Below are 12547 nucleotides of genomic sequence, written 5' to 3'. Positions count from 1 at the left end.
GCCGCGGCGGCTCAGTCGCCGGCGTAGGTGCCGAAGCTCGCCCGACCGCTCGTGGAGACCTGCGGGGCGGCCTGGCCCACCTGCACGACCGCGGACACGAACGCGGCGGGCTTGAGCCCCTCGTCGGGCCCGGCCTCGTTGGTGATGTACTCGAGCCCGAGCCCCGCCAGGAAGCCGAACGACGTTGTGTTGCCGCCCGAGCCGAGGATGGGGATCGTCGGCGCGACGCCGACGTAGCCGAGGAGGCCGACCCGCCCCTCGCCGAGCGTCTGCACGAAGCCGCCGAGCTGCGCCGCGACCGGGAAGGCCCGGCGCTCCACCGGGTCGTAGCGGTCGATCGCGAGCGCGACGCCGACGGCGCTGAGCACGCTCCGCGTGACGAGGGGCTTCTCCACCCACGGCGCGCGGGTGACCTGCAGCGTCGCCAGCATCGCCGGGACGGTGAGGTACGCGCGGAAGCAGGTCCCCGCGGCCTCGAGCGTCTGGAAGTTGTCCTCGCCGCACAGCGGGACCGAGTGGATCGCCACCGATCCCACGAGGCGCCGGGCGCGCTCCGGCTCGCCGGGCTCGTTCGAGCGCAGCGAGCTCGCCACGCGGCCCGCGTCGGAGACGAGCACCACCTTGCCCTGCGGGCTCAGCGGATCGCTGTAGACGGCCAGCCGGAGCCGCGCGTCCCCGTCGAAGTCCTCCGCGAGCGGCGGGATCGGGAACTCCGCGCTGCTCGGCGTGACGATCCACGTGCCGTTCTGGAGGAGCTCGATCGGCGTGCCGCCCCGCATCTGATCGGTGCGCGTCAGCGAGACATGGAGCGCGAGCGGCGCCACGAGCCGGTTCTTGGCCTGGCCCGTCAGCCGGATCCGGCAGTTGCCCAGCCGGAGCGGCGCCGGCGAGATGACGACCGCGCCGTGCGCGAGCGGCTGCGGCCCGGGGCGCGATGGATCCACGTCGGGCGCCCGGCGAGGCGGCGGCAGCCCGGCCGGGGGCTGGGCCTGCGCCGGAGGGGGGGCCTGCGCCGCCGCGCCGGGCTGCGCCGTCGGACCGGCCTGCGCCGCCGTCGAGGGCCGCCGGCCGGCGCCTGCGCCGCCCTGGAGCCGTCCATTCGCGCCGGCAGGTCCCCGATCCCCCGGCGGGGCAGGGGACGCCCCCCGCGGCCCGGGCGGACGGGTGCTCCCGGGCGGCGGGAGGCTCCCGGCGTCGGTGCGGGGCGCGATCGGCGTGGGGCCGCAGTCGACCTTCAGGTCGTCGGCGAGCGGATCGGGGAAGAGGAGCCGCGCGGGGTTCGACTCGACGAGGTTCTCGAGCGGCGGGACGGTGACCCGGTACGTCGCGTTGACGACGTTGGCCGCCGCGGGCGCGTGGAGGTTGAAGGCGGTGACCCGGAGCCAGCCGCCGCCCGGGAAGACGCGGAGGACCTTGCCATCGGGGCGCCCGCAGCCGCCCGAGGCGACCTCGAGGACCGGCACGGTGAACGTGCGCTGGAACGGCTGCACCCGGGCGTTGCCGCAGCTGTCGACGATGGCGAGGTAGTGGAAATCGGCCATCTCCGACTGCTTCGGCCACTGCATGCCCAGCGTGAGCTCACCCGCGTCGGCCGGCGGCGGCTCGGGCCGGCCGTCGCGGCAGACGTCCACGCGATCAGGCGATAGCGGCGACGGCGCGCCCGGCGCGACGGGGGCGCCCACGGGAGACCGCGGGGCGTCGGCGACCGGGCGGTAGGCGCAGACGTGCCGGTACGAGCGGCGGCCGAGCAGCACCGGGTCGAAATCGAGCAGGCGCTGGCCGTCCTCGGTGAGCCGCCCCCACACCGTGAGCGGCAGGGGCAGCGTCGGGGTCTGGAGCTTGATCGAGCGCAGCATCTGGTCGCCGATCGGGCTCTGCCCGGGATCGCCGGTCTGCGCGGCGCAGCCGCCGCCGCTGCACAGCCAGCGGCCGCCGCGGCGCGCGGCCTCGATCGGGACCGGATCGGTGTCGCGGACGCTCATCCAGACGCGGCGCGCGTCCGGGAAGATCTCCGGCCCGCCGGCCGACGACGCGGCGCTGGCCGTGCCCGCCGGCGCGCGCACGACCTGCAGGCTGCCGCCGAAGTCGGCGGGGACGGCCATCGGCGTCGCGTCGGTCGGGCGCCTCAGGATGGCGGCCGGCTCCGGTGTCTCCTCGTCGCCGGTCTCCCCGGTGTCCGTCTCGGGATCGTCCTGCGCCGGCGCGGCGGCGGGCGCGGCGATCGCGAGCGCGAGCGCCACGGCCGACAGGAACATGGCGGATCTGCGTGCGCTCACGGCGAGCCTCCCCCTCCGGCGCCCGGCTCCGGCTCCGGCTCAGTCTCCGTTTCGGTGTCCTCTTCCGGCTCCGGCTCCGGCTCCGGCGTGACGGTGATGGGCTCGGAGGAGCACTCCGGGCTCGCGAGCAGGCGGGGCGTCACACGGAGCGTCGTCGTCCCCGGCGCGACGGCGACGCCCTGGATGATCGTCGCCTCGCTGTCCTCGCCGCGCAGGGTCACGGACGCCTCGCCGAGCGCGATCACCTGGTCGTCGCCGACGGTCAGGTCGACGGGGACGGCGATGCGCACGCGCTCGGCGTTGTAGGCGCTCACCTCGAACAGATCGCCGGGCGTCCCCGCGGCGACGACGCTCCGGAGGGCGCGCACGCGGAGCAGGCGCGGCTCGGGGTCGACGGTGAGCGTGGGGATCGGGTCGAGCGCCTTCTGCCCCGAGCTCACGGCGATCTTCACCTCGCCGCCGAGGTCGCTGAAGCACAGGATGAAGGGCGGGCTCTCCCCGGTCGCGCCGAGCAGCACGCGCAGGCGCGAGGTGCGCTCGCGGCAATCGGGGGTGAGCGAGAGGGCGGCCTCGCTGTGCAGCGACTCGATGATCACGGGCGCGTGCTCCACGACGCCCGGCGCGTTCAGGGGAGGCGACGCGCGGACGCGCGCCTCGCGCGCCCGGATCGCGCCCGGCCGCCAGGTGGCGCCGAGATCGTCCGGCAGGGGGCCGATCGTGCACATGAGGGGGACGTAGGTCGCGAGCACCCGGTCGCTGTCGCCGAGGCCCCCCGCGATGAGCGCGAAGTTGGTGGCGTCCTCCGGCAAGCCCGCGGGGAGGATCGTGATCGGGAGCTCCTCGGTGCGGTCGGCCCACGAGACGACGAGCCGCGCCTCGCCGGACCAGTCGCCCTCCGAGGCGGCCGTGAAGCGGGCGTAGCCCTGGGTTCCTGCGGTGCAGCGGAACGCGCCGTCCTTCACGGCGCACGAGGCGCCTGCTTCCTGGTCGTCTCCCGCGGGGTGCAGCGCGAGCGCCTCGCTCGGGACGGCGCGGACCTCGACGTAGCCGCCGTACGCCGGCTCGTTCGCCTCGGTGAGCTTGAGCGAGACCGCGGTCCGCCAGGGGCTCTGGCGGGGCAGCACCGGCTTGCCCGCCTCGTCGAGCGTGTCGGCGGCGAACAGCGGCCCGGCGACGTCGGCGCGGAGCTCGACCTGCCCGCTCCCGGCGAGGGGATAGCCGCGCTCGATGCAGGCCGGGGCGAGCGAGGCGAGGAGGAGCGTGCCGGCGGCCGCCGCGAGGAGCGGCGCGCTCAGCAGGCGTGGGCGGCGCGGGCGAGCTTTCGCGTGGAGCGCGCGAGGCGCGCGCGGGCAGGAGCGGGGCACGGCCGGCCGGGGCGCGCTCACTTCTGGTAAATCTCGGTGTACTCGGTCCCGAGCGGGTGGCGGTGCCAGGCGTAGGCGCTCTGCGGGAACCCGCTCTCGTCGGTGTAGTCGCAAGGGCCGAGCTCCCACTCGGTGTGCCAGACGCTCGCGCCCGTCGCGGCGTCGACGGACATCCCGTGGGCGGTCACGTCGCTCTCCGGCTCGGCGGGGTCGTGCACGACGCGCGTGGCCTCGTCGAGGTAGCGCTCGAGGACCGCGACGGGGATGCGCGCCACGCGCTTGCCGGGCATCGGGATGAGGAACACGTCGCTCTTGTCATCGGTGCTGGTCATGGAGCTCTCTCGTGGCGAGCAGCGGGGGGCGGCGTTCCGGGCCGCGGAGCGCCGGCTCCGTGGCCGCGGGTCGCGCCGGAGCGCGGGCTCTCGCTGGTGCTCGGCGCCATCCCTCCAACGCGGCGCCGAGCATACCCGCTTCCCGCAATGCGAGGGAGCGCTTCGCGCGGCGCTGGCACGCGGGGCCGAGGTGGTCCTGCGCTCTCGGTGGCGGAGCCGCTGCGACCGGGCCCGCCGCGGCGAGGGCAGGCCTCGCGCGACGATCGTTTTCGAGGAGGGACCGGCGCGCAGCGCGCGGCGTGCTGGTGGACATCGCCTGTCCGGTGGCACCGACCACCAGCGCGATCGCGCTGTTCGACGTCATGGACATGCCCTCTCCCTCACGCGGACGCGCCCCGCGGACGCGTCGCGCGGGAGCGTTGCGCGGTGAGCATCGAACCGGGACATCGACGCAGAACGGAAGCCGCCGATGGCGGGGCGTCGGCGCCCCGTGTGGTAAGCTGCCGGCGCCGTGGCCCCTCCCGCGCTCGTCCCAGTCGCGGCCGCCTCATGCTCTCTCCGGATTGCCCGCTCGTCCTCGGTGGCCGCTACCGTCTCCTGAGCGAGATCGGCCGCGGCGGCGCGGGCGTTGTGTACATGGCCGACGACCTCGACGGAGGGGGTCAGGTCGCGGTGAAGGTCCTGCTCCGGACGCACGCGGCCGGCACGGCGGCGGCCTCCCGGTTCGAGCGCGAGATCCGGGCCATGCGGCTCCTCGACGCGCCCGGGTTCGTGCGCATGCTCGACGCCGGCTTCGCCCGAGAGCTCGACGGTGCCCCCTTCCTGGTGATGGAGCTGCTCCGGGGCCACGACCTGGAGCAGCTCGTCACCACCCAGGGCAGGCGCTCGCCCGGCGAGGTGCAGCGCTGGCTCGGCGAGGTCGCCGAGACCCTCGAGCTCGCCCACGCGCGGGGCCTCTCCCACCGCGATCTCAAGCCCGCGAACCTCTTCCTCGCGATCGGCGACGACGGGCGGGAGCGCGTGAAGATCCTCGATCTCGGCCTGGTCAAGGCGGTCGAGCCGGGCGCGCTCGGCGCGTCGGGCGGGATCACCGCCACGGGCACGGCGATCGGCACGCCCATCTACATGGCCCCCGAGCAGGCGCGCGGGCGCTCGGACCAGATAGGCCCTGCGGCGGACGTGTGGGCGATCGGCCTCATCGCCGTCCGCCTCCTGACCGGCGACATCTACTGGACTGCCAACAGCATGGCCGAGCTGATGGCGGCGCTCCTCGTGATGCGGCTCTACCCGCCGTCGACGCGCTGGCGGTGGCTCCCGCCCGCGTTCGACGCGTGGTTCTTGCGCTCGTGCGACCGCGACCCGGCCGGGCGTTTCCCTTCGGTCCGCCAGCAGAGCCTCGCGCTGCGCGCCGCGCTCGAGGGCTCCTCGGCGGCCGCCGAGCCGCCCGGCGCCGGCGGGCCGGCGTCGCGCCGGGGCGGCGTGCCCGCTGACATGCTCAGCACCGACACCATCGAGCTCGCGGGCACGGTCGAGGCCCCGCCCCAGGCGCTCCCCGGCGGCGCGCACCGCGACTCGGACCGCTTCTTGGCGCCGCCCGGCCTCCACGGCACCTCGCCGCCCGGCCTCCACGGCACCTCGCCGCCCGGTCTCCACGGTGCTCCGCCGCTCGGCCCCCACGGCACCTTGCCGCCCGGCGCCTCGCTGCCGCTCGGCTCCCACAGCACGCCGCCGCTCGGCACCTCGCCGCCGCCGCCCGGCTTCTCCAGCACGCCGCCGCTCGGCCTGTTCGGCTCGCCGGAGGCCGAGCGGCCGCGCCACAACCTGCCGGTCCAGCGCACGCCGTTCGTGGGCCGCGCCCGCGAGCGCGCCGAGATCGCCGCGCTCCTGCTCGAGCCCAAGGCCGGCCTGCTCACGCTCACCGGCGTCGGCGGCACCGGCAAGACCCGGCTCGCGCTCCAGGTCGCCGAGGAGCTCGTCCCCGCGTTCGCCGGCGGCGTCTGCTTCGTGCCCCTCGCGTCGCTGCGCGAGGCGGCGCTGGTGCCCTCGGCGATCGCGCAGGCGCTCTGCCTCGGCGAGGGCGGGGCGCGGCCGGATCTCGAGCGCGTTGTCCAGTTCCTCCGCGACCGCCGCCTGCTGCTCCTGCTCGACAACCTCGAGCACCTGACGGCCGCGGCGCCGGCGATCGCGCACCTCGCCGCGAGCTGCCCGCACCTCTCGCTCCTCGTGACGAGCCGCGCCGCGCTGAACCTCTCGGGCGAGCGGCGCTACGTCGTGCCGCCGCTGGAGGTGCCGGAGCCGCGCGACGTCACGGTCGACGCCGCGCTGGCCAGCTCGGCGGTGAGCCTGTTCTGCCGCCGGGCCGCCGCGATCAAGCCCGGCTTTCAGCTCGGCCCCGACAACGCCGCGGAGATCGTGGAGATCTGCGCGCGCCTCGACGGTCTGCCGCTCGCGATCGAGCTCGCCGCGTCGCGCCTCCGGGTCCTCACCCCCGCGGCGCTGCTCTCGCGCTTCGGCGACCGCGGGGCGGCCGGGCGCGCCTCCGCGCCCGCGGGCTCGTTCCGCCTGCTCACGGGCGGCGCGCGCGATCTGCCCGAGCGCCAGCAGACCATGCGCGCCGCCATCGACTGGAGCTACGGCCTCCTCGATCCGGAGGAGCAGCTCGCCTTCCGCACGCTCGCCGTGTTCGCGGGCGGCTTCTCCCTGGCGATGGCGGACCAGATGTGCGCCTTCCGCGATCCGGCGCTCGACGCGCTCGGGATCCTCGAGTCGCTGATCGACAAGAGCCTCGTGCTCCAGGTCGCGGGCGAGGAGCCGCGGTTCCAGATGCTCACGATCCTCCGCGAGTACGGCCTCGATCGGCTCGTGGAGGAGGGCGCCGCCGAGGCGTGCAACCGGCGCTTCGTCGAGCTCTCGCTGGAGCTCGCCGATCGCGCGGCCGAGGCGCTCGGCGGGACCGAGCAGGCCGCGTGGCTCGCGGCGCTCGATCTCGAGCACGACAACCTCCGCCTCGCCCTGGAGCTCGCGCTCGCGGGCGCCGACGCGGGCGCCGCGGTGCGCCTCGCCGCGGCGCTCTCGCGGTTCTGGTACATCCACGGGCACTACCAGGAGGGCCGCGCGTGGCTCGGCCGGGCGCTCGCGGGCGCCGGGGGCGTCGCGCCCGAGCACGTGGCGTCGGCGCTCCGGGGCGCGGGCAGGCTCGCGCTCCTCCAGTGCGACTACCGCGAGGCGCGCGCGCTGCTCGAGCGGGGCGCGACGCTCTACCGCGAGCTCGGGGACGAGGGCGGGCTCGCGTCGGTGATCCAGATCCTCGGGAGCGTCGCCCGCGAGCAGGGCGACTACGAGCGCGCGCTCACGCTGCACGGCGAGAGCCTCGCGCTGGCCACGCGCCGCGGCGACACGCTCGAGGCGGCGCGCGCGCTCGGCTACTCGGGCTTCGCGGCGTGGCTCTCGGGCGACACCGCGCGCGCGGAGGGCGCGTGCCGCCTCGCCCTGCCGGAGCTCCGCCGCGCGGGCGATCGCGAGGGGACCGCGACGGCGCTGCTCTACCTCGGCTGTGCGTCGCTCTACCGCGGGGAGCTCGGCGAGGCGGTCCGCCTCTGCGAGGAGAGCGAGGGCCTGTCGCGGCAGGTCAAATTCAAGGAGGGGATCGCCTGGACGAGCAACATCCTGGGCCTCATCGCCATCGAGCGCGGCGATCTCGCCCTCGCGGAGCGGCGCCTGCGGGCGAGCCTGCGGCTGCACCGGGAGCTCGGCGATCTCTGGCGCTCCGCGAGCGTCCTGGAGGCGCTGGCGTGCGCGGCGGTGCGGGCGGGGAAGGCGGAGCGCGGCGCGCGCCTGCTCGGCGGCGCCGCGGCGCTCCGCGAGGCCATCGGCACGCCGGTGCCGCCCATCGAGCGGCCGGCGCTCGAGGCGTGCGTCGAGGCCGCGCGCGCGGCGCTGGGGGCGGCGGTCGACGATGCGCGCTTCCTCGAGGGCCGGGGCGCCGGGCTCGACGCGACGATCGCGACGGCGCTCTCGGAGTGAGCCCGTCCGCGTAGCGTGAGGGAACAGCTCTTCAACAGGAGTGAACGGCGCGGATCGAGCAGGATTTTGCGCCCTGGAAACAGTGCGGTTCGCTTCCGTTATCGAGCGCGCTGTGCTCGATGGTGGATATGAAGAGCGCACGATGGTTGTTCGCAGGGTTGATGGGGATGATGGTCGCCTTGCCCGCATGCTCCGATGACACGCAGGGAGGCCCGGGCGGCAGCGCGGGAGAGGGCGGCGGCGGCAGCACGGGAGAGGGTGGCGGGGCGGGGGGATTCACGGTCACCGGACCGATCACGGGGGATACGGCTCCAGAGGGCGCCGTGGTGGCCGTCGTCTGGGTGGTGAGCTCGTCCAGCCCCGACTACGGCTTCAACTTCGGCGAGGGGAGCCTCTCCGGCGCGACGTTCACCGTCGGCTTCGGGTCGGCGCCGCCGCGCGGGGCGCTCAACAGCAACGGTGTCGGCATGGGCTTCGTCATGCTCCTCGCGCCGGGCACCCAGGTGCCCGTGGGCGAGATCGACGCCGACGTGCTCGATACAGCGCTCCTCGGGGTGAGCTCGCGGCACGTCATCGTCTGGCGTGACGGCTCCGGCCAGGGGTTCGACTGGTCCGAGAGCTTCCCGGCCGGGTTCGGCTGCGGCAAGTGCGTCACGGCGCCGCCTGGCGAGGGGTTCGACTCCTACGAGCCTGTCGACTGCTCTGAAGTGGAAGTCCAGGTCGCATCGGACCCGGATTCGCTCGAGTTCTGCAACTGGACCTGACGTCGCGACCCTGAGGCATCCACTTAAATTCTTCGGAAAGTTCACAGGGAGGTGGGGAGACGGGGAGGGAAATCATCAAAATACTCCCTGTCTCCCCGTCTCCCTGTTCAATTCTCCCGCCGCCCCGTCCCGCTCCGCCCCGCGGCCCGGCCGAGGCGCTCGGCCAGGCGGCGGAGCTGGTCGATGAGCTCCTCGGGCTCGTGCACCTCGAACTCGAACCCCATGAACCCGAGGTGGAACGCGAGCGCGTCCAGGCTCCCGCCGCCGGTGTGGACAACGCAGCGGTCCGGCGCCAGCGCCTCGATGCGCCCCGCCACGCCCGATAGGCGCTCCGAGACGGCCTGCGCGGGGGCGTGCACGGTCACGCGCGCGCGGATCGGGTAAGCGTCCGTGGAGATCGACTTCGACACGTAGGCGGCCACGTCCTCCGCGGGCAGCGGGCGCGGCTTGAAGCGGCCCGCGGCCTTCGGCCTGCCCTGGATGCGATCGACGCGGAACGTCCGCCAGGCGCTTCGCTGGAGATCGTACGCGAGCAGGTACCAGCGGCGGCTCGTGTGCACGAGCCGGTACGGCTCGACGGCGCGCGTGCTCGCGGCGCCGCTGTGGCTGCTGTAGTCGAAGCGCAGCGCCTCGGCGTCACGGCACGCGTTCGCCATGGCGGCGAGCGCGTCCGCGTCGACGGTGGGGCTGCCGTCGACCAGCTGCACGCTCACCGCGCCCAGCGCGGTCACCTTGCGCCGGAGCCGCTTGGGGAGCACCTGCTCCAGCTTCCCGAGCGCGCGGACCGACGCCTCCTCCAGCCCCCTCACGGGCCCGGTCGCCGCCGCGCGCAGCCCCACGGCGACGGCGACGGCCTCGTCGTCCTCGAGCGGCAGCGGCGGCAGCTCCTTCCCGGCGCCGAGCTGGTATCCGCCGCCGATGCCGGTGGCCGCGTGGACGGGGTACCCGAGGCTCCGGAGCCTGTCCACGTCGCGCCGGACGCTGCGCTCGGTGATCGCGAGCTCGCGGGCCAGCTCGCCCCCCGTCCAGAAGCGCCGGGATTGCAGCAGCGACAAGAGCTTCAGCAGCCGCGCGGAGGTCTGGACCATGTGCCGCCTGTCTCCTTCCGGACCGGATCTGTCCGCAATCCAGTCTAGCTTCCTCTCATCCCGGGGGCGAGGCGCCCGAAGGCGCGCCTCGACGAGCCCCACGGCCCCCGCCCCACAGATCCCTGGAGCAACCGCCCATGAGCAACGCCGCTTCCGAGCACACAACGACGACCCCCGGCCCCCGGACCTACAAGGGCAGCTGCGCTTGCCGCGCCGTCCGCTTCGAGGCCGACCTCGACCCGAGCGCCGGGACGGGGCAGTGCAACTGCACGATCTGCGCGAAGACAAAGTGGTGGGGCATCATCGTGAAGCCGAGCGCCTTCCGCCTGCTCGCCGGCGAGGAGGTCCTCGGCGACCACTCGCGATCGGAGGCCGGCCATGCCCGGTTCTGCAAGACCTGCGGTATCCGCGTGTTCGCGCACGGGCACCTCCCGATGCTCGGCGGCGATTACTGCTCCGTGAACCTGAACTGCCTCGACGACGCGGACCTCACCGGCGTTCCGGTGCTGTACGTCGACGGGCTCCACAACACGTGGGCGCCGATCGGCTCCACGACGTACGTGGACCCGTTCCGCGCCGCACAAGGAGCTTGATACCGCCTCTCTCCTTGCGGACCGAATCTGTCCGCAATCCAGTCTAGCTTCCTCTCATCCCAGGGGCGAGGCGCCCGAAGGCGCCGCGCCCCCCATCCCTGGAGCAACCGCCCATGAGCAACGCCGCTTCCGAGCACACAACGACCAACGCCGGCCCCCGGACCTACAAGGGCAGCTGCGCTTGCCACGCCGTCCGCTTCGAGGCCGACTTCGACCCGAGCGCCGGGACGACGCAGTGCAACTGCACGATCTGCACGAAGACGAGGTGGTGGGGCACCCTCGTGAAGCCGAGCGCCTTCCGCCTGGTCGCCGGCGAGGAGGTCCTCGGCGACTACTCGCGGCACGAGGCCGGCCATGCCCGGTTCTGCAAGAGCTGCGGTATCCGCGTCTTCGGGCACGGGAACATCCCGGAGCTCGGCGGGGAGTTCTGCTCCGTGAACCTGAATTGCCTCGATGACGCGGACCTCACCGGGGTCCCGGTGGTGTACCTCGACGGGCTTCACGACACCTGGGAGCAGATCGGCGCCACGACGTACGTGGATCCGTTCTCCGCCGCGAAGCGAGCGTGAGCCGGAGCGCGCCGCTGACGGGCGCTTGCCGAGCGCCCCGGGCCGGCGGCGCCGGGGACTCGATGTTTACGGAGAGGCGCCCTTGACGACAGCGTTGATGATCGCGTCCAGGTCCACGGCGTTCGCCATCGCCTGGTACCCGGCGTCGTTCGGGTGCAGCTTGTCCGCGTCGTAGGCCGGGAGCAGGCGGCTCGGATCGGCCGGATCGCGCAGGGCCTTGTCGAAGTCGATCACCCCGTCGAAGGCGCCGCTCGTGCGGATCCAGGTGTTCAGCTTCTGCCGCTCCTGCTCGCCCTTGGCGGTCCCGTAGTCACCTTTGTAGGTGCCGTTCGAGCCGGCGAACGGCACCAGGGTTCCACCGTAGATCTTGAGCCCCGCGCCGCGGGCAGACTGGATGATCTGCTGGATCGCCGGGATCAGATCCGCGGCCTTGGCGGAGCGGTCGCCGATGTCGTTGATGCCTGCGAGCAAGATGATCGCGCGCGCTCCGGGCTGGGTCAGCACGTCGCGCGCGAGGCGGGCAGGGACGGGGTACCCGAACTGGAGCTGGGGACGGACGGTGAGCAGCTCGTTCCCGATGATCCCGGCGTTCGCCACGGCGAGGGTCGGTCCCTTCCGGCTGGCGAGGCGCTGCGCGAGGTAATCGGGGTAGCGATGGTTGTCGTTCTTTGTCGACAGGTATCCATCCGTGATCGAATCGCCGAGCGTGATCAGGGTGCCGACGACGTCCGGCGAGGCCTTGACGTCGACGCCCGACACCGCCATCCAGCACGAGATCTTCCGTGTGAATTGCTTGTCGGCGCCGTTCCCTGTCTGGTTGCCCGAAGCGAGGAAGTTGTCCTGTGCCGCGAAGTAGTGTTGCGTGATCGGCCCGGTCTTGCCCGGAAGGTAGACGTTCACCGCCAGCGCCTGCAGCGGCTGGACCTTCAGCGCCACGGGGTCGCTCACCGCCTCGCCGCCCGCGGCGATGACGATCGAGGTCTGGCCTGCGAAGCGCAGCGGCAGTGAGCTCCCCGCGACCGTGGCGGCTCCACCCGCCGAGAGCGCGACCGACGCCGAGCCCACCTTGAGCGGCTCGCTGCCGCCGGCGTTGGAGATGCGCACGCGCGCCGAGCTCCCGCCGGCGCTCACGCGGACGATGTTCCGGACCGTCTGGTCGGCGAGGCCGACGTCCGAGGGACAATCCTGCGAGTTGAACGTGCCGCCCGGCGTCGGGCTGCTGTGCCATCCAGCGACCCATCGCCCCTCGGGCGCCTTGTCCGCGGCCAGCGCAGGGCGCCCCGGCGCGCTGGTGATCAGCGTGGCCACCGCGGCGATGAGGGAGACCCGCGATGAGCGGCCGATCTTCGCCAGCAGCTCGAGCGAGGAGCGCCGGGCGTCGCGGCGCGCTGAGGTGATCCCGTGATGTCTCTGTCTATCTGCCATCGGCTCTCTCCCGGTTGTTGGCGTGGAGCGCGGAAGACCCCCTGGCTCGTCGGTCGCAACGCGGTCGCTTCGCCTGGATCCGCTCGGACTGTGTCGTCGGTTTCGCCATCAGC

The 12547-nt window shown here is 74.0% G+C and carries 9 protein-coding genes; 4 read left to right on the top strand and 5 right to left on the bottom strand.

What is annotated here, in order from left to right; genetic code table 11:
* Positions 1-11: 11 nt before the first annotated feature.
* The 3 genes from WME95_RS29010 to WME95_RS29000 are packed head-to-tail and all read right to left on the bottom strand — an operon-like array spanning position 12 to position 3972.
* Complete coding sequence (locus tag WME95_RS29010; protein WP_437902604.1) at positions 12-2276, bottom strand: hypothetical protein; 2265 nt, start codon at positions 2274-2276, stop codon at positions 12-14.
* Positions 2273-3661 (bottom strand): hypothetical protein, encoded by a 1389-nt coding sequence (locus WME95_RS29005; RefSeq protein WP_437902603.1) that lies wholly within the window; start codon positions 3659-3661, stop codon positions 2273-2275. Before WME95_RS29005 ends, WME95_RS29010 begins: the two co-directional genes overlap by 4 nt.
* Positions 3658-3972: a hypothetical protein gene (locus tag WME95_RS29000; protein ID WP_437902602.1), complete on the bottom strand. Its 315-nt coding sequence runs from the start codon at positions 3970-3972 to the stop codon at positions 3658-3660. Before WME95_RS29000 ends, WME95_RS29005 begins: the two co-directional genes overlap by 4 nt.
* Positions 3973-4521: 549 nt before the next feature.
* On the opposite strand from WME95_RS29000, the gene WME95_RS28995 reads away from it, so the two are divergent.
* The gene (locus tag WME95_RS28995; RefSeq protein WP_437902601.1) at positions 4522-7995 is read left to right on the top strand and encodes a protein kinase domain-containing protein; all 3474 of its coding nucleotides are present in this window, start codon (positions 4522-4524) and stop codon (positions 7993-7995) included.
* Positions 7996-8123: 128 nt separating this feature from the next.
* Positions 8124-8759 carry a hypothetical protein gene (locus tag WME95_RS28990; protein ID WP_437902600.1) on the top strand — a complete coding sequence of 212 codons (636 nt, stop codon included), beginning with the start codon at positions 8124-8126 and terminating at the stop codon, positions 8757-8759.
* Between the two features lie 107 nt (positions 8760-8866).
* On the opposite strand, the gene WME95_RS28985 is transcribed toward WME95_RS28990, so the two are convergent.
* On the bottom strand, positions 8867-9847 hold the full coding sequence (locus tag WME95_RS28985) for a helix-turn-helix transcriptional regulator (protein ID WP_437902599.1): 981 nt from the start codon (positions 9845-9847) through the stop codon (positions 8867-8869).
* Between the two features lie 137 nt (positions 9848-9984).
* Here WME95_RS28985 and WME95_RS28980 point away from each other — a divergent pair, with 137 nt between their 5' ends.
* Positions 9985-10440, top strand: a complete 456-nt coding sequence (locus tag WME95_RS28980) for a GFA family protein (protein WP_437902598.1) — start codon at positions 9985-9987, stop codon at positions 10438-10440.
* A 113-nt stretch (positions 10441-10553) separates the two neighbouring features.
* On the top strand, positions 10554-11009 hold the full coding sequence (locus WME95_RS28975) for a GFA family protein (protein WP_437902597.1): 456 nt from the start codon (positions 10554-10556) through the stop codon (positions 11007-11009).
* 66 nt (positions 11010-11075) lie between these two features.
* Here the strand turns inward: WME95_RS28975 and WME95_RS28970 are convergent, their stop codons facing one another.
* Positions 11076-12434, bottom strand: coding sequence for an SGNH/GDSL hydrolase family protein (locus WME95_RS28970; RefSeq protein WP_437902596.1), 1359 nt, complete (start codon positions 12432-12434; stop codon positions 11076-11078).
* Between the last annotated feature and the right edge of the window lie 113 nt (positions 12435-12547).

It is taken from the genome of Sorangium sp. So ce327 (genome assembly GCF_051530205.1).
GTDB classification, from domain to species: domain Bacteria; phylum Myxococcota_A; class Polyangia; order Polyangiales; family Polyangiaceae; genus Sorangium; species Sorangium cellulosum_B.
This window is presented reverse-complemented; position numbering and strand designations above follow the sequence as displayed.

Coding starts and splice junctions, on each gene's coding strand:
- WME95_RS28995 (WP_437902601.1), top strand. CDS start 4,522: ATGCTCTCTCCGGATTGCCCGCTCGTCCTCGGTGGCCGCTACCGTCTC.
- WME95_RS28975 (WP_437902597.1), top strand. CDS start 10,554: ATGAGCAACGCCGCTTCCGAGCACACAACGACCAACGCCGGCCCCCGG.
- WME95_RS29000 (WP_437902602.1), bottom strand. CDS start 3,972: ATGACCAGCACCGATGACAAGAGCGACGTGTTCCTCATCCCGATGCCC.
- WME95_RS28985 (WP_437902599.1), bottom strand. CDS start 9,847: ATGGTCCAGACCTCCGCGCGGCTGCTGAAGCTCTTGTCGCTGCTGCAA.
- WME95_RS28980 (WP_437902598.1), top strand. CDS start 9,985: ATGAGCAACGCCGCTTCCGAGCACACAACGACGACCCCCGGCCCCCGG.
- WME95_RS28990 (WP_437902600.1), top strand. CDS start 8,124: ATGAAGAGCGCACGATGGTTGTTCGCAGGGTTGATGGGGATGATGGTC.
- WME95_RS28970 (WP_437902596.1), bottom strand. CDS start 12,434: ATGGCAGATAGACAGAGACATCACGGGATCACCTCAGCGCGCCGCGAC.